22 protein-coding genes and 1 pseudogene are annotated in these 20,413 nt (G+C 33.2%); 2 read left to right on the top strand and 21 right to left on the bottom strand.

The genetic code is table 11. The features are described 5' to 3' along the window. Positions 1-7: 7 nt before the first annotated feature. The 14 genes and pseudogenes from avs1a to BGM26_RS04505 form a co-directional block, all read right to left on the bottom strand. Positions 8-1,237 carry an AVAST type 1 anti-phage system MBL fold metallo-hydrolase Avs1a gene (gene avs1a, locus BGM26_RS04565; RefSeq protein ID WP_217038534.1) on the bottom strand — a complete coding sequence of 410 codons (1,230 nt, stop codon included), beginning with the start codon at positions 1,235-1,237 and terminating at the stop codon, positions 8-10. Between the two features lie 1,379 nt (positions 1,238-2,616). After that, positions 2,617-3,411, bottom strand: coding sequence for a hypothetical protein (locus BGM26_RS04560; RefSeq protein WP_217038533.1), 795 nt, complete (start codon positions 3,409-3,411; stop codon positions 2,617-2,619). A gap of 157 nt (positions 3,412-3,568) precedes the next feature. Then, positions 3,569-4,543: a hypothetical protein gene (locus BGM26_RS04555; protein WP_217038532.1), complete on the bottom strand. Its 975-nt coding sequence runs from the start codon at positions 4,541-4,543 to the stop codon at positions 3,569-3,571. Positions 4,544-4,730: 187 nt separating this feature from the next. Next, on the bottom strand, positions 4,731-5,321 hold the full coding sequence (locus tag BGM26_RS04550) for a hypothetical protein (RefSeq protein ID WP_217038531.1): 591 nt from the start codon (positions 5,319-5,321) through the stop codon (positions 4,731-4,733). Continuing rightward, positions 5,308-6,090: a hypothetical protein gene (locus BGM26_RS04545; protein WP_217038530.1), complete on the bottom strand. Its 783-nt coding sequence runs from the start codon at positions 6,088-6,090 to the stop codon at positions 5,308-5,310. Before BGM26_RS04545 ends, BGM26_RS04550 begins: the two co-directional genes overlap by 14 nt. A 66-nt stretch (positions 6,091-6,156) precedes the next feature. After that, the gene (locus BGM26_RS04540) at positions 6,157-6,828 is read right to left on the bottom strand and encodes a hypothetical protein (protein WP_217038529.1); all 672 of its coding nucleotides are present in this window, start codon (positions 6,826-6,828) and stop codon (positions 6,157-6,159) included. 278 nt (positions 6,829-7,106) lie between these two features. Continuing rightward, positions 7,107-7,667: a TIR domain-containing protein gene (locus BGM26_RS04535; RefSeq protein ID WP_217038528.1), complete on the bottom strand. Its 561-nt coding sequence runs from the start codon at positions 7,665-7,667 to the stop codon at positions 7,107-7,109. After that, on the bottom strand, positions 7,657-8,511 hold the full coding sequence (locus BGM26_RS04530) for a macro domain-containing protein (protein WP_217038527.1): 855 nt from the start codon (positions 8,509-8,511) through the stop codon (positions 7,657-7,659). The genes BGM26_RS04535 and BGM26_RS04530 overlap by 11 nt, the downstream gene beginning before the upstream one ends. A gap of 58 nt (positions 8,512-8,569) precedes the next feature. Continuing rightward, complete coding sequence (locus BGM26_RS04525) at positions 8,570-9,340, bottom strand: toll/interleukin-1 receptor domain-containing protein (RefSeq protein WP_217038526.1); 771 nt, start codon at positions 9,338-9,340, stop codon at positions 8,570-8,572. Positions 9,341-9,544: 204 nt separating this feature from the next. Next, the gene (locus tag BGM26_RS04520; RefSeq protein ID WP_254119014.1) at positions 9,545-9,796 is read right to left on the bottom strand and encodes a hypothetical protein; all 252 of its coding nucleotides are present in this window, start codon (positions 9,794-9,796) and stop codon (positions 9,545-9,547) included. A gap of 464 nt (positions 9,797-10,260) precedes the next feature. Then, entirely contained in the window at positions 10,261-10,626 is a 366-nt protein-coding gene (locus tag BGM26_RS04515) for a hypothetical protein (protein ID WP_254119012.1), read from the bottom strand. 392 nt (positions 10,627-11,018) lie between these two features. After that, positions 11,019-11,231, bottom strand: a complete 213-nt coding sequence (locus BGM26_RS04510) for a hypothetical protein (RefSeq protein WP_217038525.1) — start codon at positions 11,229-11,231, stop codon at positions 11,019-11,021. 7 nt (positions 11,232-11,238) lie between these two features. Beyond that, positions 11,239-11,460: pseudogene (locus tag BGM26_RS21390) on the bottom strand (ATP-binding protein); the annotation flags it as partial. Beyond that, complete coding sequence (locus tag BGM26_RS04505) at positions 11,355-11,672, bottom strand: (deoxy)nucleoside triphosphate pyrophosphohydrolase (protein WP_217038524.1); 318 nt, start codon at positions 11,670-11,672, stop codon at positions 11,355-11,357. The pseudogene BGM26_RS21390 and the gene BGM26_RS04505, both read right to left, overlap by 106 nt. A gap of 282 nt (positions 11,673-11,954) precedes the next feature. Between BGM26_RS04505 and BGM26_RS04500 the strand changes: the two genes are divergently transcribed. Beyond that, positions 11,955-12,734 (top strand): NERD domain-containing protein, encoded by a 780-nt coding sequence (locus BGM26_RS04500; RefSeq protein ID WP_217038523.1) that lies wholly within the window; start codon positions 11,955-11,957, stop codon positions 12,732-12,734. A gap of 145 nt (positions 12,735-12,879) precedes the next feature. Here the strand turns inward: BGM26_RS04500 and BGM26_RS04495 are convergent, their stop codons facing one another. The 3 genes from BGM26_RS04495 to BGM26_RS21635 all read right to left on the bottom strand — a co-directional run bounded on the left by BGM26_RS04495 (position 12,880) and on the right by BGM26_RS21635 (position 15,423). After that, complete coding sequence (locus BGM26_RS04495; protein WP_217038522.1) at positions 12,880-14,619, bottom strand: L-lactate permease; 1,740 nt, start codon at positions 14,617-14,619, stop codon at positions 12,880-12,882. Between the two features lie 445 nt (positions 14,620-15,064). Beyond that, entirely contained in the window at positions 15,065-15,244 is a 180-nt protein-coding gene (locus BGM26_RS04490) for a hypothetical protein (protein WP_217038521.1), read from the bottom strand. Positions 15,245-15,300: 56 nt separating this feature from the next. Further along, positions 15,301-15,423: a hypothetical protein gene (locus BGM26_RS21635; RefSeq protein ID WP_302053251.1), complete on the bottom strand. Its 123-nt coding sequence runs from the start codon at positions 15,421-15,423 to the stop codon at positions 15,301-15,303. A 229-nt stretch (positions 15,424-15,652) separates the two neighbouring features. Here BGM26_RS21635 and uvsE point away from each other — a divergent pair, with 229 nt between their 5' ends. Further along, positions 15,653-16,606, top strand: coding sequence for a UV DNA damage repair endonuclease UvsE (gene uvsE / locus BGM26_RS04485; RefSeq protein WP_217038520.1), 954 nt, complete (start codon positions 15,653-15,655; stop codon positions 16,604-16,606). Positions 16,607-17,005: 399 nt separating this feature from the next. Here the strand turns inward: uvsE and BGM26_RS04480 are convergent, their stop codons facing one another. From BGM26_RS04480 to BGM26_RS04470, 4 genes are all read right to left on the bottom strand, one after another. Beyond that, complete coding sequence (locus BGM26_RS04480) at positions 17,006-17,956, bottom strand: ribose-phosphate diphosphokinase (RefSeq protein ID WP_217038519.1); 951 nt, start codon at positions 17,954-17,956, stop codon at positions 17,006-17,008. Between the two features lie 377 nt (positions 17,957-18,333). Then, positions 18,334-18,627 carry an RNA polymerase alpha subunit C-terminal domain-containing protein gene (locus BGM26_RS04475; RefSeq protein WP_217038518.1) on the bottom strand — a complete coding sequence of 98 codons (294 nt, stop codon included), beginning with the start codon at positions 18,625-18,627 and terminating at the stop codon, positions 18,334-18,336. 424 nt (positions 18,628-19,051) lie between these two features. Then, positions 19,052-19,186, bottom strand: a complete 135-nt coding sequence (locus BGM26_RS21385; RefSeq protein WP_367949267.1) for a dihydrofolate reductase family protein — start codon at positions 19,184-19,186, stop codon at positions 19,052-19,054. A gap of 31 nt (positions 19,187-19,217) precedes the next feature. Beyond that, a complete protein-coding gene (locus tag BGM26_RS04470) occupies positions 19,218-19,577 on the bottom strand; it encodes a dihydrofolate reductase family protein (RefSeq protein ID WP_254119010.1) in 360 nt (119 codons plus the stop codon). Positions 19,578-20,413: the final 836 nt, after the last annotated feature.

Below are 20,413 nucleotides of genomic sequence, written 5' to 3'. Positions count from 1 at the left end.
TACACCTCTATAAGTCTATTGCTTTAAATGTTTCGCCATTACCAAAATCAACCTCAAAAGAATATTCTTTCTTTAAATCATCAATAAATAGCTCACTCTCCAAAGGGTAGTTGAACATTAGGCACCTTTTCTGTCCACTTCTGGAAATAATCCTGGCAATTGTTTCAGGATGAGGATGATTGTGTTTCTGGCCATTTGTTGAAAAAAAATAAATAGGTGAATCAATCAGAGTAAGTAATTCAGGACTAGTGTTTCTATTACTCCCGTGATGGGAAACCTTAATAAAATCAAAGTAAGTATTATATTTACACTCTTTTTTTAACCTCTCGATTTCCTTATATATATCTTGAGGGTGGGAATCTGCTAGGAATAGTAACTTTTTATTTTTATATTCGACTATAAAAGAAATTGAGGACCCATTGGCCACTGATGTGTCTTTTTTTGTTTTTATCTTTAAAAGAGACTCTAATTTGAGGTTCTGATTTTTGTGTGAGACGTCTTTATCCTCTTCAATATCTTCATAAATATCTTTATTCAATAAAAAAAATTCATAAGCATCATCAAATAGTCCATCATCATTTAACTTAAAATCGTATTTGTCTTTCTTTAGTTCCTTAACCCACATCTTTTTTAACTTATTTAAACTCTCCAAACTTGGCGAGAGAATTCGAACTTTTATGTCAGGAGTTAAACTTATAATATCGGGTGTATTACATTTGATTGCTGAAGAACCCATCGAACTATTCCAATTATATTTTCCATGATATATTAATCCTGCTAGAGTAGAACCATCTCTTGCACTTATTTCCTTACTTTGATTTTGCTGGTCAGCCTTATTATCTCGATGGCTTATTTTACCTCTATTTATCATATCAAAAAGTATTGATTTTTCATCTGGGTTTAATACAGTCTGATTCTTTTCAAAATTGAGATGTCTATAACTGTTGTGCCAAATTTCATCTATTCTAATAACTTGGGGACTTTCGGCTGATTTATTTTCAGTTAATAATTCAATTATCCCTTCTATATGGTCTGAATCTATATGAGTAACAACCACTAAATTTAAATATTCCCCAACTTTATTCAGTTCTTCGAGCCTTGATTTAAGATAATCATGGTAAGTCTCGGAATATCCTCCATCAATTAGTATATGGGTTTTATTTTTTTCCTTTCCTATACTCACCAAAAAGCAGTCACCTTCTTGGGCTGGAAAACTTTCAATTCTAATTTCCGACAATGTTCTTCCCTACTTTTTACCCTTATTCTAGCATAAGGTAAATTCTGTATACATAGATTAAAAGAAAAAACAAAATATTTTATTCTTTTATAGATTCTTTTGCAGGATTTCAACTCTCATTTGGAGTTTTGGTACCGCCACTAAAAGTGTATCCTCCCACGTTATTTCTAAGCTCGTTTGCTTTTTTTCAAAAAAGGTAGGGCGAAACCCGGACGAAGACGAGACAGTCCGAGACAAACCCACTCACCACCACTCTCACTTCACCTTCATCTACTTCAACAAAAACTTACTACTTCAACAATAACTTCATTCATCATCAACTAAGTCTTAGATGAATTGACGAATAAAACCATAGCTTACCTCGTCACACCCCATGCTTCTTAACATTAGATTAATACGATCTAACACATTCATTCTACTTCTCTTGATGCTACTCCATTGAAGCAACTCTGAATATTCTTTAGCAAGAATTGTTTGCTGCTGCAAACTTAAATTGTTCTTCGCCAATATCATTTCTTAGTAACATTAAATAGTTTAACTTTTCATTTCTTTGCATATCACCATCCCCTTTCTATCAATAGGAAGTTGTAAAACGCTCGAAATACGCGTAAACGAGTATTAATCGTTGTAATCTTCATTAATTCTTTACTCTGCAAAATTAAATCTTCAATATCTTTCTGTTCACAATCTACTAACTGCTTATTAATCTTTAGTCTTGCTGCATGAAATACATTTTTATAGTAATTGATGGTAGCAGGTCGTAAATTTCTTAGATAGCAGTCCTTATAAAACTTTTCAAAAGCTTCATCATCAGAAATTTTCTTCTTAATAATTCTTAATTCATCCTCCGTTAGTTCTCCACGTCTTTCATAAACAGCCTCCTACGCACACGATTCACCGCACACGATTTTCGATTATTTATGTCGTGTTGAAAAAACACAAAAAAGACTTCAACATTTCTGTTGAAGCCTTTCTTTATAAGCTTTCTGATACCGGTGGCCGGGGTCGATTTATCCTTTAAAGTATTGATTTGATAAGGTTTGGCAATAGCTATGTGTAAAATTCGTGTAAAATAATTTGCAGGTGATTACTTTAACCTGCTTCTTTTGTTTCTACACACAACATGCGTGAAGTCTTTATGTAACAAACCATAGAAGAAAAAATGCCTTAAAAAATTTTGCAATTTGATCCGAGGCATTAGAAAAGCAAAACCTTGAATGCAAGTGATTGATTTCAAGTTACATAGAATTCTAAATAGCCTAATATTTATTGAACTAAACGCACACTATAGCTATTCATGCAGCCATGCTTCACCACAGTAAGTGAAGAAAATATCATTCTAACACAGTAGTTCAACAATGGATTCCTAAAAAAATGCATTATATTATTTTAACCAATCTTTGTACTGCATTATCCCTAATTTGTTTAACCATGTCAGGATTGGCTTTTAATTGTGGATATATTGAACAAAGAAATTCAAAAGTACTCTTAATTAAAGAGGCACACTTTTTTCCAGAACTTTTAATTTCTGTACCCGTGAATCGAAGAACAGGCACGTGTGGAAAGTGACTGCAAAGGTTATGTTCTTTCATTGCATCCTTCTTTATATCTTCCACTTTCGTGTGATTTGCTTCCCCATCACACTCTACAATTAGAATAGGAACTAGGTGGTTTCCATCCATAATCATGTAAATCTGATCATAACGCTCCCCTGCACCTTCAGTAAACCTTCCTGCAATATCTCTTTTGCATTTAAAAAGCAAATCCCCTAGAGTTAAATTAATTTCCGGATTTAGGTCAATTTTCTTTACTTCATCGTATAGCATACACTCAATTGGACTTTCACACATGTTTGACCAATGAGTACAGCTTTTATATAGAGTTTCATAATCTTTCCTCTGCATCTTTAATGGTTTACCCCATTCTAACCAACCTAACTCTAAATCCCTGTCTACCGCAACTGTTGGCCAACCTTCCATATCTATCTTCTCTAAAACTGTACTTATGTAGTTAAAATTATTAGACAAAGCGTCTAGACGAGCATATTCATATTGCGTAGGGGCAAGGTCCAGTAATTCGCAATGTTCTTCAAATTCTTCTTGAGTCATATTTTCAAATTCTTCTGGTTTCGGATATCCAATATTTTCTTCATTCCAATCGGGTTCCCAAGCCAATAAATTCCCCTCCATTATCTAATAATTTGAAATCGAATTAGGGCGTTATTATAACTTACAGCCCATAAGATTTATGTTGTAACATCTTAATGACAAATAACTTCCATCACTTAAATTGCGTTTGTCTCTAACAAATAACATGTTTAATTCCGGGTTATTATTTTATCTTATATTTTCTCTCATAAGACAGCTCAATTAGTTCTATCAATTTTCTATACTCAATTTGATTATGGGCAATCCAATCAAAATGCATCCATAACTCATTTGGTTGGGCAATACTGTTTGATTTGTTTCTCCTGTCTTTTAAATTGTATGCTTTATAAACTCTTTCCTGTAGCTTAATACCAAAATCATCTTTACCACTACCATATCTTAATATTAGGCATTTGACATCGCCACCAACATGAAGTTTTGCAAATCCCTCTTTACTACGATTATAATGTTGGTGATAACCTATGCCATTGTTTCTAGTATTCTGATAATATACTTTATAATTTATTTCATTCATAATAGTATGATCTAGTTGTCTAGCAATATATTCTAAGTCACCAAATTGATAAAACCAATAATCGTTATCAACAGTATTAGTACCTATATCATTAGTAATACAAAGATTTTCAAAATGGTCTATTAAAAATATGGTTAATCTATCGGTAGTAGTCTCTTTAAACATTTTAAAAAATTCTCTTATATGATCCCAAAGTAAAAATTCTAGATTTATGTCTTCTGAGTGTCTTACTAAATTTATATGTCTCTGCAACTGTCCTTCAGTTAAAAAAGAATTTTTCCCTACTTTAGATTCGATTATTATGTTAAAATCGCCTTTTCCTTTTGGAAAAATACCTCCATCGGGGACACTAGATAAGGCATTTTCTTCTATAGTTTTAATTTCTTCAGTATCTGATATTCCTATAATGAAATTTTTCGCTTCTTTATTATGAAGGTTATATTCACCACTTACTACTTGGTATTTATATTTAAATTCAAACGTGTTAGTATCAAAATGCAGTAAGGTTCTTATAAACTTTTCTGTCAATTTCGGTACGGAATGTTCTAAAACATTTAGAAACGCCTTCGTAATATTATTTTCCTTTTGACTATAATAGTTAAAAACATACCGATTTTTATCCATATATCCTCCGAATTAGTCTTCCTCTTTTTAATCCATCAATTGTTTCTTTTGCCATTTACAATAACGTCTCGGTCTCAGGTAAATTGACAATGATAATATATTTTTAAAATTTAATCTTCAATTCCCCAAATCGTAACTTCTTATGATTGAACTCCATTTTAGCAGCACCGATAATTCTATCCAAATTTTATAAATTATCAAACGTTCCAAATACCTTTTCTACAACATTATCTGCGGTGATCTCAATAAGTGGAATACGTTTACTAGTTATTTTCTTCACACCCCAATAATGACGATTACTCGCTTCCTGATCTCTGGTAGTGATGTGTAAATAGTCCCCATTTTCTTGAATATTCATAATGTCATTTCTGCGAAGTGGATAATAAAATCTCCAATGATTAGATGGAGAGCAACCTGACTCCCATTTTTCTAAATTATCATATTCAAATTTTGAAAGACGAATACAAGGAAGATCTACTATATTTTCAAATTCGGATTCCGGATTATACAGTTCAATCTCCATTACATAAATTGGTCCATTTCGCCAGCCATTGTCTAACTCAGCATCATTTTTATCTTGAAATAACATTATAAAATTGTGAATAAACCATCCTGATAGATTATTATCTGATTTATAACGTAAAAATTTATCCACCATACTAATGTAATTACTCTTTTCCAGACCGATTGTTTTACAGTAATCTATTAACTTTTGAATATTTTCATATGATTTATAAACGACATGGAAAGCATTGCGTATATTTTCAGCTGAACTCATAATATAATCCCCCCTTAATTGATATATCTGTTTGAAAACTAATTTTTAATTTACTCTTTATATTAAATTGGAAATACTGTTCAACATTGATTGGCTGTGGAACCTCAATATTCATATTAGTAAAGTCTTCAAACCCTTTTCGCGTAAGCAGTGCAATTACATCATTAATAATAACTTGGTGATATGGATCTGTTACCTTTAACTTTTTTAACTGAAGTAAAAAGTCTTGCCAAGAGATGTACCCAAATGCTACTTCACTCTCTATAATGTTTCGTTTTAGAATATCCGTATAAACTTCTTTGCAAGATTCGCGATCAGCAACAAAAAGAAGAACCTTCTTTTTGTTGTTCCCTTTTTGTGAAATAATGCGAGATTCTCTAGCAATTTGATTGATACTTTTCTTCATCTCTTCTTTATTCTTGAATTCGACATCTTCGTTATTTGAAATATCATCATCAGAGGATAGTCCACTTGTATATTTCACTTCAATCCCTATAATCATATTTTCAAATTCAATCAGTGCATCTATTTCCCCTTCACGATCATAGGGCCAAAATTGCACCTTGTCAGCCCAAAATCCATATTGGATATCTCGAATATCTTCACCAATAGATTTTGGATACACCGCATTAACAAGTATTTCACCCATTATTGGAGAAAAGGGCATGTATCTTAATACACCAAACACATTTCCAGTCAAATTATCCTCTAACCGTTCCGTTAAATTTGAACCTAAACGACTGATTTTCCCTCGTATATCAGCTATCATTTGAATTCCCCTAACATAAAGCAGATAATTTATTCAACGAATTTTTGTTCCTAAAATTTTTGATGTTCACTGTTCAATTAGTAGCTTTAAAAAGTATTTTTGATTTATGTTTTCCCAACTAAATACATAGTCATTCTTTAATTGTATTGCGGGACCATAGGGGTTCATAGTTTTATATTCTAGTAACGAACCAGCCTTATAGGTCTTGCCATCTCTCATATCAAAGTCCCTAGTATTCTCAGAGTAGTTATCTTGATTTACATAATGTAAGTGATCGGTACCTATAATAAAAACCCCAAAATTATATTGATTGGAGTAAACATATTCCTCTAGATTTAGAAGATCATTAAAAGCGTCGTAGCGATTATTGGGTTCTCGATGATTTGCCCATTGAAAGTATTTTAACTCTATCGTACAAGATACTTTGGTCTCTTTTTGTAAACGATTCTCCATTGTTACAGTTATATCGATTTTTGCCCTTTTTGACTTACTCTTAGCCAGCTCAACTTCCGATAAGAAAGGAGTTTCTAATCTTATGGAAAATAAATCATCAGGAGAAAATTGATGCAATTCACCTATGACTTTTAAAATATAAGAAAACTGTAGTTGAAACGATGCTTCATTATCAATGATAATTCTTCCTTTGGAAATCTGTGCTAAAAGTATATTGTAGCTTTTTTCAATTATTTCTTTTATTAACTCTTTATAGTCCATTTCAACAAGGTATGGTATTTGCAATTGTTATCGCTCCTTTTCTTTTGCAATTCACATTCACCAAAAATTTAATACACTTTCCCCTTTATAACCAATCCTTTAGTCAAAAGGAACAACACAAAATGTCTTATATAGTTTAATAACCCCTAAAAAAAGAAAAATATATAATTCTGAATTACAATATGTACCGAAATTTATGCTTTTTCCTTAGTAATTAGTTTGATTTAAAATAAAAAGCTGCAGAACTCATAAGCGAGACTCCGCAGCAATGATTTTATAAACTTTTATGAATTAAGGGGACTTCAATAAATATAACCCCATTGCTTATAGGCTTCCTCACTATAATAATCAAGTGGTGAAGTTAATTGATCCACTTTATTATTTACACTGAACTGAGAAATAGCAGATGCAATGCATTTTTGTTTAAAAGGAATATGAATGCTTTTTGCTGTTCGATTTATTATTCTTTCATGAAGTGCTTTTGGCCACTTTTGAGATAGAGCTTGAGGATTCAAAATGTATTCATACCCTGTATACGCAACAATGATTGGAATTTTATAAAAATCAATAGCTTTTTCAATCTCAAAATTCAACATTCCACGATCCCAGTTTGTGTCTTCTGATATTATTAATAACATGTTTTTAGAATTTCTCATTCGTTCTAAAAGTCTTGCCTGCAACGTTCTTTTTAAACTAGTATCCTTAACTTGGAATGTCTTTTTGTGACTATCACTGAAAGTGAAATCCGTTTTACTAGAAGTATTCCAACTTCGTAAAAGTCCGAAATATTTCATATCACCTTTAGTTGGATTTGTTGTTCCATTTCCGTCAAATGCAACATAAGTTCCATTTCTATAAGCCATTTGCTTGCTCCTTTAATTTATAGAAATTAATCTTATCCTTTTTAGATTCATGAATGATAATGGATACTGTAGACGGATAAGTGAATTTTATTTTGCTTACTTTGAAAGACCAAATTAACAATTCTAAAAGCTCTTGATCTGTAATCATTTCATAATTTTTAAACCTTGTTAATCCTGACCCTAATAGCGGGATAACAATGGATCTACCATTATAAACAATATCTATTTCATTCCAAAAGTTTAATAAAAGGTTTATATAATCATTCATATGCAAGTTAGCTCTATTTTCATTATCAAACTTTGAAAAAGCGGTTAGTAAGTATTCCTCATGTTGAAAAATAGTACCTAACTTATATCTATCCTTCTTTCCTCGTCTTCTAGTTTTATTACTGTCTATTTTAATTCCATCTGAATTTAAACGTTCATCTTGTTCTATTAATCGATCCAAAGCCTGTATATCTTTTACCTTACGTCTTAGATAGATGCCATTTAAAGTTTTATCAGAGATAATTTGATTATCAACTTGTGTATCAAAGTATTCATTAAAAGCTATTACTTTTAATCCAGACTCCTCAAAAATGTCTCCCACTTTAATCGTTACGGTAGAATTATTTATGTTTAGTTTCGTTTCAGTTAATAAATTTGCTCTAACCCATAGGATTACGTAAATCAAGGCGAAAAGAACGAGGATTGAGATAAAAACCCATGATTTGTAGTTATCAGGAATACTTATCGCTATTGAAATACATGTTATGATAACACTTATTGGCGATAGAACTGCTAACCAATCTTTTAATAAAGTCCTGTCAAAAAAGCGGACCTTTACCTTCTTATAAAATCTCATCTTTTAATCTCCTATACTCCCAATATCACCAAAGGGGTTCTAGAAAGAACCCTTCACATTAAGACACTGAATATTCTAGCAGTAGCCTTTTCATACCATACAGTAAATCTAACGGATGGTTTCCCTTATGTTGTGCGAATAGTCTCTGCCAATCAAGAAGGTTAGCTTGGTTTAAATCGTATAGATGGTCTATATCTAATTTATACTGGATAGTAAGGTCTTGAGCATTTTCAAATATTCCTTTTTTAATCATGCCCTTTGGTCTATTCGGTTCACGCTTTCTAACAAACTTTGAAACGCCAATTTCATAATAAATCCACGGAGATTTTGTATTATTAACTACAGAAGAAGTATTAATAGATTCTGGGGTGTTTAAAAAAAGCAGGCACTCTGTTTGATCAATCATCATCATCAACGCTGTAGATAACATAGTGTGAACATGACTTGTAGAAAAGTTTCGTTTTTCATAGCTATATGTTGAACTATCATTATTTTTACAATATTGATCATCTATTTTTTTTAAAAGTTCATCCGCACTTCCCCATACCGAAGAATCAATAAAGACATCTAAGTCAAACGTATGTTTTAACCAGCCAGCCAGTGCAATTGCTTTTTCTTTATCGTTATGAGAGTGAGAAATAAAAATATCCGCCTGAATTTGTGGAAACCAGCTGTTTTGCATGTCAGTTCCGTTTATAGTACCATCATCAAGGATAAATTTACTTATCCCATCTTTAACTGTTTGCTTTTGAGTATTGTATATCGTATTTCCAATTGATTTATAATGAACTAACTCATCATTTATATTCAAATTAAAGCCAGCATACATGCTTGACACCTCCATTAATAATGTAACAAAATAATACATAGTACCCAAATACTACTAGTAAATCTATCACACTTATAACATAATCTAATATTTGATAATTGTAAACAAAATCCAATAACTAAATATTTTAAATTTAAATTATTGTAAATCGAAATAAATAAAAATGACTCCTGATAGAATAACTATCAAGAGTCATTTTCATTATTAACATATTTTATGAATGATAGCCATTCTGCCGGATGGGAATACCGCCTGATTATATTCATCAAACTTCAGAGCTTCATCAGCTTCAAAGATAAAATATGCCTCTCCTTCTTTCATTGCTTCCATATCGGCTTTATGGCGAATTTCAAAGATTGCATTTGCTTCATCCAGTGATATTGCATTTATCACTGTAAATTGTTCGTTCTTCTCATTTGTTCTTCTTACTACATAATACATTTCCATTTGATTCATTAGTTTCCCTCCATCTAGATTCTTTATAAAAAAAAACATCGATAAGAATGTCACGTTTATTTTCGTCACACATCCTACCGATGATTTTTCACTGATTATTCGACCAAAAGGTCCTTCTATTAAATTATTTTGTGAAAGAAAAAGTAAATAAAATTTATCATCTATTATTATTCTATCTAACACATTAACTCTTTTTAACCCATTTTATTAAATTTTCCCCTAAAATTTAAAAGTCTACTAAACTTATGAAAAACCCAAATGGGTCTGCAAAAGCATCATCTTACTTTTTCAAACACTTAGAAATCAAAAATCTTCTTCCTTTTTAGTCACTCATATCTTCTTTTTCATTATTATCAACAAAGTCTATATTATAATGTTCCAATCCTTTTAAGAGCAATATATTTAACAATACATTAATTTTAAGTGATTTTTTTGTACTTTCACGTTTTATTGTTTTGTATATCTCAATTCGATAAGAAGAATGTCTTTTTCTCCATTAAGAATGAAGGATCAACATTTAAATAATCTTTGTACAATTTGTATTCATAATCTTTTTCGATAACGACGGTTTCCTTCGGTTCCTGATCTTTTTCATAATTAACATAAGGTTTATCGGCCTCTAAAGTACGAATTTTCTTATTTACATTTCTACTTAACGATTTTTCTGCTGAACCCCCCATATATACCCAAACCTTTTTATCTTCATCAAACACTATAGCCGCATTTCTTAATTTTCTTTCTAAATCACTTTCTCGAATACCCAAATTGGTTGCTAACTCACCAATTGTTTTTCCTGTGTTTAATTCTTCCATTACTTCGTATAGTTTCATCATGTTTTCCTTCGATTTTTTAAATCATTATATCTTCGGGCATGATGAATTCTAATGGTCTTTAAGAGAAAATTTAATGGAATTGGTTACAACTAATATCCAAATTAATTCCGATTTTGAATTGATTTTTCTACTTTAAGATTATGAATTTCATCTTAATCCAGTCATATTAAGTTCAAAGTATTAGATAATTAAATTTTTAATCCAATTATAGTCCTTATGAGTAGTTACTTTTAATGGTGATTACGGCCATTAGATTTTACCACCCTTGCCATGTTTTTTACCACTGTTTGACAAGGGGTTTACCAAGCTACGCCAATATGTTTACCAATGTAAAAAAAGTCCTACAGATTAAGATTTTATCAATCTTGTAGGACTTTTAATTTTTATAATTACATAGATTTGTTACTGAAATAATTGAAGATTAATTTTCTAGATCCTTCATAAATATCTTGCTCAGTCCAGATATGGGGAAAAGGCTCCACCCCATAAACACTCATAAGCTTTTCTTTTAGTTCCTCGGGAAAAGGATACCAGCTTTTGTAACCTATCCAATAATAGTATTCTTCAACTTTCCGAATTTCCTTTCTTGTCAATGTGGTCATATTATAATTAACTCCCTAACCCGTGACGCTCACGCATAGAAACATCTCCGTCTAGTAGAATCTGGTAGGAGTCATGAATAATGCGGTCTAAAATAGCCTCCGCAATAGTTTCATTTCCTAGTTTTATATGCCACCCATTAGGATCGATCTGTGAACAAAAAATAGTCGAACCAACTTTGTGACGAGCTTCTGTAATTTCCAGTAGAATTGCTGCTTCATCTGTTGATATGTATAATCAATTTGCTCACCAATATCAATTTTACAATGCAATTCTTCATTAATTTCTCGTCGTAGTGCTTCTTGGGGTGTTTCTCCTTGTTCTATTTTCCCACCTGGAAATTCCCATTTAAGGGGTAATACTTTCGATTGACCTCTTTGAGCACATAAGATTTTATCGTTTTGAATGATCACTGCTCCAACTACATAAATTGCCTTTTTCATGGTTTCCTCCACAAATGGAAATTATTTGATACCCGATTTTTATACTTAGTAGATACTAATAGTCCATTATTTCAAGTTTTTCAATTAACATCTTTATTATTAGATTTGTTACCAACACTTCGATCTTTTAAAATTCCACTTCTAATATTCCCTCATTTATTAATTTTAACAAAATATAACTTTTTTACTACTATTAACTAAATTATTCGATTTCTTCTGGTATAATATCCCTATATTTCACTTTCCTAATTTATTCAATATTAGATGAAAGAAGGGAAAACTTTGCTTTCAATATTTTTAGTATTGTTAATGGTTAGTCTATTAGTGTGGTTTAGGTTGAACTTTGCCAGTTTGAAAGGACTCGCGGGAGAAAAACAGGTTATTAAAACGCTTAGTGCTTTAGATCCAGCTACATATACCATATTAAATGATCTATATATTCCTACTGAGAATGGGAAAACTTCACAAATTGATCATCTTGTTCTTTCCCCTAAAGGAATCTTTGTCATCGAAACGAAAAACTATACCGGTTGGATTATTGGAAAAGAAAACAGTCAGTATTGGAAACAAGTCATTTATAAACGGCAGGAAAGATTGTATAATCCGATTTGGCAAAACTACGGGCATATCAAGGCCTTGAAGCATTTTTTAGGAGAAGAACTTACTGAACAAATTTCGCTTCAGTCCATAATTGTATTTAGTAATGAGGCTACTCTAAAGTTTACAGATTCTTTTAATAAAGCATCTGTAATCAATAGAAAGCACCTTATCTCTACCATACAAAACTACAAAGAGGAAAATGATATAAATCCTTTTAAAATCATCCAGATACAGAGAAAGCTAGCCACCTTAGAAGTGACTGATAGGAAAGAACAGAAACAAAGGGCAAAGCAGCACGTTTCCCAAGTCAAAGATCAACTCAAGGGAAAGAGACAAAAAGCAAAGAATAATGAATGTCCTAGGTGCGGAAACTTACTGGTAGATAGAAAAGGTAAACATGGAACATTTAAAGGCTGCAGTAATTATCCGAAGTGCAGGTTTACAGCTTTAACTAAATCTTAAGCATTTATCATTTACTTTTTTCGAACAATTTAAATCGTTTTCCTCAATTTATATAGCAAAAAAGGTATAATCCCCTCAGTTTATGAGGTATTATACCTTTTTGCTTTAAAGGGACATTGCCCTCATAATATATTACTAGATTTTTTTATAATATTAATAGTGTATACGCTGGAATCATCCACGGGAAGACATATGCCTGCAACATGACTAAAATTCCCATCAAGGCGGCTAAGGCAATACTATGGAAGATGACCGCTCGGAATATTGGACCGACAGCATTAGCCCCTTCAACACGATTTTCATAACATGCGGCAGTCGCAACGACAATACTTTGGGCATCAATCATTTTCCCCATGACTCCCCCAGTTGAGTTCGATGCAGCAATAAGCACCGGATCTAGGCCCAACTGCCCTGCAGTAATTTTCTGCATACTCCCGAAAAGGGCATTGGATGATGTATCACTACCTGTTAAGAAGACCCCAAGCCAGCCGATCATTGCTGCAAAGAATGGGTAGAATACCCCAGTTTTGGTAAAAGCAAGACCAAGGATGGCATCCAATCCGGAATATCGCGTTGTATATCCTAAGCCTAGTACTAAAGCAATTGTAATTAATGGCGTTTTCATTCTTTGGGCAGTTCGTATGAACGAAAGCTTCCATTGGTCTTTGCTCATTTTTAGGAACAAGCCGCTTAATAATGCGGCAAAAAACACTCCGGTCCCTGCTGCTGAAAGCCAATTAAAGGAATAAATAGCTGCTTCGGGTACTAACTCCTTTGCAAGAGGTGGACTACGGAAAACTAACTGGTCCAAAAAGGGAACAGGAATCGCATATAATGATTTAATGCCAAAAAGGGTTAATGAGTTTAAAATGGCTTTCCATTGAGGCAGACCCCACATGAAAACAAAAAGAGTTAAAAAGGCCCACGGCGTCCAAGCCTTTACTACTTGTCTTGTTGTATACTTTGATTTCTGCTGCTCCAGGGACTTCATTGATTCCTCTTCACCAGGCAGATAGAATTTATTCTTTGGTTGCCATACTTTAAGAAGTAAAATTAGGGCAATAATAGAAATAATTCCTGCCAAAATATCAACTAACATCGGACCAATAAAGTTGGAAACATAAAACTGTGCTAATGCGAATGTGGCACCAGTAACCAAAATAGCCGGCCAGATTTCCATGACCTGTTTCCATTTTCCTTTATGCATGAACACCATCGTCGCGACAAGCCAAAAGGGCACTAGAATGGAGAAAAACGGAAGTTGACGCCCTGCCATTGCTGATAAAGCTAGCTCCGGAAGTCCAGTGACATTAGCCAATGTAATGATTGGCGTCCCGACTGCCCCAAAGGCAACAGGTGCCGTATTAGCAATCAAACAGAGCACAGCTGCCGCCATTGGTCGAAATCCAAGACCGACCATCAATGCTCCAGCGATCGCGACTGGAGTACCAAACCCCGCAGCACCTTCGATAAAAGCGCCAAAGGAAAAAGCAATAAGAAGTGTTTGGATACGTCTGTCAGAAGATAACGAAACAACGGTTGATTTTACAATTTCAAATTGACCAGTAACCAATGTAATCGTATACAAAAACATGGCTGCAACAACAATCCAGCCGATCGGCATCATGCCGAAGAAAGAACCATAACCAAAAGCAGCTAACGTACTAGAAACAGGCATACCAACAAGCCAAATGGCCGTAATAATAGTGACTACCCCAGCAATAAGCGCAGCCTTTGGCGCTGCAATACCATAATGAGTTTTACCCAACTTATCCCTATGAGGATGAAAAGCAAGAAAATACAACAAGGTCAGTATTGGAATGGCTGCCAAAAAAGTTGAGAGAAACGCATTCCCCATAGGGTCATACACTTGATGAAATTCCATATTAATCCCCCCTTATAGCAAATTATTTAAAGTATATGAGGGAAATAGGTAGTTAGTACAAATTATGAAAATATATTCAACTCCCTGTTCCTATCATTTCCGAATTTCATCTTCCGATCATTCCGTCAAAATCAACAGCACTATATTCGGTAGGCTTTTCTAGAACAAAGTTTATTACCAGTTAATTATACCTATTTTCGTTAATACATTTTTTTCACTGAGATGAAACAGGAGGAATTAATATTTTGTCAGTAAGATTATTGGGGATTCTGCTATGGAATCTTAATAACAGAATTAGCTCACACAGAATCGAGCCGAACTTAGAATTGTTTTCTTGCTACTGCAGGTTTGACATCACAAAGACAATTTAATGAAAAACATGTTGTCTATGTTGATCAAGACTTCAATATGAAAAAAAGTAAAACAAAAGGACGAAAAAACAGAACTATTTTATTAAAATAAAATTCTTATTCAGTTCATCTTCTGTAATGACGATCCTGTGTTTTAAATCTTGGGTTCTTAATACAAATTCTTTTACACCGATAAACTCCGATTCTGCTACAACATAAAATCCAGTTCCTTTTTTGTTGCCTTTAAATTCACTTTTCAACCTATATTTCTTCATAATTTTACCCCTGATGTAAATTAAAGAGTTCTTTTTTTAACTACCGTTAGCTAACTCTAATATACCCACCTATAATACACAATATAATCATCCGGCAAATAGCTCTTCAACGTTCGGAAAAGCAGCCTCTCACCTGCCGTCGCAGTCGAACGAATCGTTTCAGGAATTGTAAAAGCCAATTGTACCACTCCACAATCTGAGGTTTTCTTCTATTATACTACAAAAGGCGTAATGATTTTACATATATTAGGCTAGGGTTGGATTAATTAGGAATGTTTTTATACTTTTAAAATGGAAATAAAACAGAAATTTTCTGTATATCATAAATTTTTTTGTTAATGATAATGATAGTAATTATAAAGAATTTGATAGATTTTCTACAAAATACTCAATATTAAAGGAAAAAAGATGAAGATACGTTTCGGCTATGTCGCAAATGCAGTAGGATTATGGGATGCAAGCCCTTCAAAGACTTTAACTTTTGCACGATATTCAGCATTACCCAAAAACGAACGATTGGAAAAACTTAAATCCATTACTGCACAAAATTTATATCACACAAAAAGAATTCTATATTATAATATTGCGCACGAAATCGAGCTATATCGGTTTTCAAGCGCAATCGTTCCATTAGCAACGCATCCGGAAGTAATGTGGGATTTTATCACGCCATTTAAAAAAGAATGGGGAGAATTAGGACATATAGTAAATCAGTTTAGACTTCGAGTAAGCTTTCATCCATCCCAATATACCCTTTTCACGAGTCCAAGAGACGAAGTGACCATAAATGCAGTGAAGGATATGGAATATCATTATAAAATGCTGGATACTATGAATGCTCTCAAAACTGGTTTAATAAATATTCATATTGGCGGAAGCTATGGCGATAAAAATAAGACGTTAAATCGATTCCATCAGAATCTAAAAAAATTACCAGAGGAAATAAAGAAGCAAATGACACTGGAAAATGATGATAAAACATACGATGTCCAAGAAACACTCAATACTTGTGAAAAGGAAAACATCCCAATGATTCTCGATTATCATCACTTCATGGCAAATAAAGGACAGGTCGATCTCGAACTCTATTTACAACGAATATTTAACACATGGAAAACTATTAATACTGTACCTAAAGTTCACCTATCTTCACCAAAATCGGACCAAGCCTATCGTTCACACGCCGATTTTGTCTCCTTACATTTTGTACTCCCCTTTCTGAAAATGGCAAAAGAGCTAAATCAGGACTTTGACATCATGATAGAAGCCAAACAGAAAAACCTTGCCATGCAAAGACTAATAGAAGAAGTAGCAGCTTTAAGGGGGATTAAACGTATTACGAGTTCTTCAATAGAATGGTAATTTCAGTTGCGAAATATAATAAGGGGATGCATCCCACATTGTACAAAGTGCTAGAAGACAAACCTCAATAGTCAATATCTTAAATTACTAATTTATTTTGGAAATTCGTAAAAATTGGCGAACAGCCTTGGTTTTGTTCGCCAGTTTTTACAGATAAATAAATGCATATCCTATTTTATCCTTTTGTATCACTAAATTATAGGGCGGAAACAAGTTCGTTTCTGGATGAAATGGGTTTCCTTCTATGGGCATCTATTACAAAAACGGCATAATCATCCTTATCAATACATTCTTTTGTAATTTCTGTAATTCATTCTTCAAATGCTTAAGCAGGTTTCCCGCAAGTGAATACACCCTCATCATCTGCAAAATCATAGGTGTAATCTACATTAATTTTCGTTATTCAAATAATGGACTCACAGCTTTTTCATTGTGAATGCGATCAATAGCTTCTACAAGTAATGGGGCAACTGATAATAATGTAATTGTATCTATTCTTTTTTCTTCAGGGACCTTAATTGTATTCGTTATCACTAATTCTCTAATAGGTGAAGACTTGATTCGATCCAAAGCACGAGCCGATAAAACAGCGTGGGTGCAGCAGGCGTATACCGCTTTTGCCCCATTCTCCATTAAAGCTTTAGCACCAGTTGTAATGGTTCCGGCTGTGTCGATTAGATCATCAATAATAATAGCGTTTTTCCCCTCAGTATTCCCAATGATGTGCATAATTTCAGTTTCATCATGTTCCGGACGCCGGCGATCAATGAGGGCAAGTGGTACATTCAGTAAATTAGCCATCTTTCTTGCCCTAACAACTCCCCCATTATGCGGTGCTACAATGACAAGATCCTCTATTTCTGTTTTCTTAAAATAGTCTGCGAGGATTGGAATCCCGGTTAGATGGTCCACAGGTATGTCAAAAAAGCCTTGTACTTGTGGGGAATGAAAGTCGATTGTCAGGATCCTTGTTGCTCCAGCCCTCTCTAAAAGATTGGCAATGAGTCTCGCTGTAATCGGCTCCCGAGACCGCGCTTTTCGATCTTGACGAGCATAACTATAGTAAGGCATCACAACATTGATCATTTTAGCAGAAGCTCGTTTTAAGGCATCAATCATAATGAGGAGCTCCATTATATGTTCATTCGTTGGCTCTGAAGTCGATTGAACTAAAAAAACCTCACTTCCTCGGACGCTCTCTTCAATACGAATTTGAATCTCTCCGTCACTGAATTGTGTAACTGAGCTTTTCCCAAGTTCACAGCCTAAAAGCTTTGCCATCTCTTCGGCTAACTGTCGATTCGAATTTAGGGTAAACAGTTTGAAATTTTCTTTTAGATTGTAGGACATCTTTTTTCCTCCATGCTCGATAATAAAGAAATTGAACTTTTTCTCAATTATCAGTTATAAAAAGAAAAAGTACAACATAAATAAAAAAAACCGGACATGCTGCTAACATGTCCGATTCAGCAATAGACGATTAACACAAAAGAATCGCCTATTTAGGCAGGAAAATCCACCTGAGCCATTACTCATGGAGGATTATTTTTTTGGTTAAAAGGCAGGATTTACACTTGTCGGTGAATCATCTGGCGTGAAGATTTGAATGATTTTTCCGAGATTCACCATTTCCTTAACCCCCAAATCACTTACACAAATATTCAAATATAATCATACTCACGTAATCATAAGCACACTTTTTCTGTAAGTGTATTAATTCATGGTGTTTAGATTCTGAATGATAACCCATTTTCCTTTAAAGCAGACCTAAGTTTAGGTAAAGAAGCTGGCCCCATCCCGTGAAATTGCAAAATCTCTTTTTCACTATATGTTGATAGCTGATGCAAAGATTTTATTCCATTGTGTTCCAATGCTCGTCTTGCTGGTGCCGATAGTAGTGAAAGAAATCCATGATCAGGTTTGCGTTCTTGCTCACAAATCGGACATGTTGGACAATCACTACTTTTATAATACTTGTGTCCTTTGTTGCATGTCCTTAAATTTTTTTCTGAAGTTGTCATTTTAAAATTCTCCTTTTCTTTTGTAATTATTTTCTCTCAACATTTCTACCAAGTGATACCTCCAAAATATCAAATCCAAGTGACATCTAGGGATGAATTATTCTTTTTTAAGCTCCTCAATGGATTGCAATTTTTGAATACCAAGGTGATTAACGCTTTTTTTTCACTCATCCTGGCTGTTGGGATTTTCTTTGAATGGCCAATTGTAGCTTTGGAATATTACATAAGCCTTTATTTTAAGACAAATTAAAAGAAATCATTTTGATAAAAAAGATCAATCAAAGTGATTTCTTCCGCAATAAATTTGTAATTAATTTCAAAAAGGCTGATCTTTTCTCAATATACAAAACATACATTTTCCGTATAGTCTCAAAAAATTATTATTATTTTTATGATATTAATTTCAATAACATTTTTAATACAGTTATCTTTTTGAATATCTTAATACCATAATACCCTTATCTGCAACATATTCCTGTAAATGTAAATCTATTTTAGGATTATTTCCTAAGAATAAAGGTCTTCCTTTTCCTAATATAGTGGGAATTATGCCAATCACATATTCATCAACAATGTCAGCTTTAATAAAATTATCGACTAGGCCGCCCCCACCAAATAGGAAATATGTCTTTACCCTCGTTTAGTCTTTCATCCTCTATTACTTTGCATATGTCACCAGTTACAAAATGAATATTGTCATGGTCTTTTAAATCTTTTGAAGTTGCTACATAAACTTTCTTATCCTTAAAATCATTATGAAAATTTTGATCATAACATTTTCTGCCCATTACCACTACATCAATATTACTTAAAAACTCAGTATAGTCCCATTTGTTTTGAGTATCTAGTTTCTCATCACCATCTCCAACTATCCAGTCAAATCCACCATCTTCTGATGCTATATATCCATCAATACTTACTGCTAAATTTAATATTATTTTTCTCTTCATTTTATTTTCCACCACTCTTTACAATTAGTAGATTGTTCGTTTTATGTTTTGTTTCACAAGTGGTGCATAAAAGTAGATGACTTGTATTTGAGAATTCAGATATATCTTCACTCTGGTAAAAAATCACAAAAGACAATACCTAACTAAATTTCATTTTTCACAGGGCTGCTTCCACATTATAAACAAAAAAGCGCCTCTCCAAAAGAAAGGCTGCTTTAATGATAACAAACAAGTATTGTTACTTCATAATTACTGATATATTTTTCAAGGACTTTTATATCAACTTTTATGAAGCTATGGTATTTGCCGATTGGCATCAGCCTTACTGAAACGAATATCTATGGCTGACGAAAATATTTACTGTTCTTTCTTAAAAGTAAGTGATTTACCTTTTGTTTCTTTTACTAAAATGATACATGAAATAGAAATGATACTTGATATAACTAAATAAATTGAAATTGGGATGGAGCTATTAAATTTATTTAGGAGACTTAAAGAGCTAGCAGTCCAATAGAGCGGTTGTATTTGACTTTGAACATAATTTTTCATCATTAGTGGTCCAATTGCGCGGTTCTAGTTGCCCTTGAACTTGATTTTTCATCACTATCGGTCCAATTGAGCGGTTCTATTGGACCTTGAACTTGATTTTTCAACACTAGCGGTCCAATTGAGCGGTTCTATTTGACCTTGAACTTGATTTTTCAACACTAGCGGTCCAATTGAGCGGTTCTATTTGCCTTTGAGCATGATTTTTTATCACTAGCGGTACAATAGAGGATTAAGTCCGTATAATTGTGTAAAAAAGATGAGTCATTTTATTCACTCTTGGCAACACT

Source organism: Bacillus sp. FJAT-29790 (assembly GCF_019039215.1).
Classification (GTDB): Bacteria; Bacillota; Bacilli; order Bacillales; family Cytobacillaceae; genus Cytobacillus.
This window is presented reverse-complemented; position numbering and strand designations above follow the sequence as displayed.

What these genes read in the sequence shown, in the direction of transcription:
- BGM26_RS04525 (WP_217038526.1), bottom strand. Translation starts at nt 9,340, where the DNA reads ATGTATGCTGGCTTTAATTTGAATATAAATGATGAGTTAGTTCATTAT.
- BGM26_RS04495 (WP_217038522.1), bottom strand. Translation starts at nt 14,619, where the DNA reads ATGGAATTTCATCAAGTGTATGACCCTATGGGGAATGCGTTTCTCTCA.
- BGM26_RS04520 (WP_254119014.1), bottom strand. Translation starts at nt 9,796, where the DNA reads ATGAATCAAATGGAAATGTATTATGTAGTAAGAAGAACAAATGAGAAG.
- BGM26_RS04470 (WP_254119010.1), bottom strand. Translation starts at nt 19,577, where the DNA reads ATGAAGAGAAAAATAATATTAAATTTAGCAGTAAGTATTGATGGATAT.
- BGM26_RS04550 (WP_217038531.1), bottom strand. Translation starts at nt 5,321, where the DNA reads ATGAGTTCAGCTGAAAATATACGCAATGCTTTCCATGTCGTTTATAAA.
- BGM26_RS04530 (WP_217038527.1), bottom strand. Translation starts at nt 8,511, where the DNA reads ATGAGATTTTATAAGAAGGTAAAGGTCCGCTTTTTTGACAGGACTTTA.
- BGM26_RS04505 (WP_217038524.1), bottom strand. Translation starts at nt 11,672, where the DNA reads ATGAAAAAGGCAATTTATGTAGTTGGAGCAGTGATCATTCAAAACGAT.
- BGM26_RS04480 (WP_217038519.1), bottom strand. Translation starts at nt 17,956, where the DNA reads ATGTCCTACAATCTAAAAGAAAATTTCAAACTGTTTACCCTAAATTCG.
- BGM26_RS04545 (WP_217038530.1), bottom strand. Translation starts at nt 6,090, where the DNA reads ATGATAGCTGATATACGAGGGAAAATCAGTCGTTTAGGTTCAAATTTA.
- BGM26_RS04475 (WP_217038518.1), bottom strand. Translation starts at nt 18,627, where the DNA reads ATGACAACTTCAGAAAAAAATTTAAGGACATGCAACAAAGGACACAAG.
- BGM26_RS04555 (WP_217038532.1), bottom strand. Translation starts at nt 4,543, where the DNA reads ATGGATAAAAATCGGTATGTTTTTAACTATTATAGTCAAAAGGAAAAT.
- BGM26_RS04510 (WP_217038525.1), bottom strand. Translation starts at nt 11,231, where the DNA reads ATGACCACATTGACAAGAAAGGAAATTCGGAAAGTTGAAGAATACTAT.
- BGM26_RS04515 (WP_254119012.1), bottom strand. Translation starts at nt 10,626, where the DNA reads ATGAAACTATACGAAGTAATGGAAGAATTAAACACAGGAAAAACAATT.
- BGM26_RS04490 (WP_217038521.1), bottom strand. Translation starts at nt 15,244, where the DNA reads ATGAAGAAATATAGGTTGAAAAGTGAATTTAAAGGCAACAAAAAAGGA.
- uvsE (WP_217038520.1), top strand. Translation starts at nt 15,653, where the DNA reads ATGAAGATACGTTTCGGCTATGTCGCAAATGCAGTAGGATTATGGGAT.
- BGM26_RS04535 (WP_217038528.1), bottom strand. Translation starts at nt 7,667, where the DNA reads ATGGCTTATAGAAATGGAACTTATGTTGCATTTGACGGAAATGGAACA.